The sequence below is a fragment of the Curtobacterium subtropicum genome, from assembly GCF_030362975.1.
Taxonomy (GTDB): domain Bacteria; phylum Actinomycetota; class Actinomycetes; order Actinomycetales; family Microbacteriaceae; genus Curtobacterium; species Curtobacterium subtropicum.
In genome coordinates this window covers 1-998 of record NZ_JAUCMM010000025.1, presented here as the reverse complement: position 1 = coordinate 998, position 998 = coordinate 1, and the positions used below count along the sequence as shown (strand labels likewise).

General features: G+C 72.8%; 1 protein-coding gene. It reads left to right on the top strand.

The window, feature by feature from the left end; genetic code table 11:
* Window positions 1-307: 307 nt before the first annotated feature.
* Window positions 308-757 (top strand): hypothetical protein, encoded by a 450-nt coding sequence (locus QUG98_RS16555; protein ID WP_289471587.1) that lies wholly within the window; start codon window positions 308-310, stop codon window positions 755-757.
* Window positions 758-998 lie beyond the last annotated feature (241 nt).

Sequence of the window (998 nt, the reverse complement as noted above, 5' to 3'; positions counted from 1 at the left end):
GGGACACGAAGGCCTCCTGGTCGGTGAAGCGGTTCCTAGACAGCTCCACTCCACCACCGGGAGGCCTTCTTCGATCAGCGCGTCACCGACCGCCCGACGACACAACGTCCCTGGACATCACAGCTAGCGCGGCGCGCTGGTCGCGCGGTCGCGCCGGTCCGGCCGGTCCGGTCCGTTCCACGAAGGCGACAGATCACCGTGGAGGGTTCGCGGTGGTCTGTCGCTCTCGCGTCGTGGTCCGCAGCTCCCCGGTCTGGAGGCGCGGATCACCCCCGCCACGCGCCTCCCGCGGTGCTACGGTCGCCGCATGGGGGACGAACGACAACTGACCGAACCGGTGCTGCGGCCGCGGCCGGAGCCGTCGCAGTTCACGAAGGACGCTCGCTGGCTGATCGTCGTCGTAGCGCTCTGCATCCTCTTCCAGCAGCCCGGATCGACCTGGAGCACGACGTTCGTCCACGCCGGCCAGGAGTTCGACTTCCGGTCGTCGCCGGCCCTCGGGACGACACTCCTGACCGTGGCGGTCGCCGTCGGCGGGTTCCTCGTCGCGGTCGCCCGCCGGGGCGCGATCCGGTTCGACGAGCACACCGTGATGGGGCTGACACTCGCGGGCGTGCTCGGCGTCACCGTGGCGGTCTGGCTGCTGATGCCCGTGCAGATGGCGTGGGTGCAGTGGGCCGTCGAGCACGGTCAGCCGCACCCGTTCGTCCTCGGGAACGTCGTCGAGACGACGCGGTACGCCGACTACCTGGGCTGACCGGCCCGGGCTGACCGGCCGCTCGGGCGCCGGCCTGCCGGGTCGTTCGCCCGCGGTCGTCGAACCACGGAACCGACATCGAACCAGCCGCGCGTGCTGGTTCGATGTCGCAAACGTGGTTCGACGCACCGCGTGCGCCGCGCGCCGCGCACCGCGTGCGCCGCGCACCGCGTGCGCCGCGCGCCGCGCACCGCGTGTGCCGCGCGCCGCGCACCGCGTGTGCCGCGCGCCGCGCACCGCG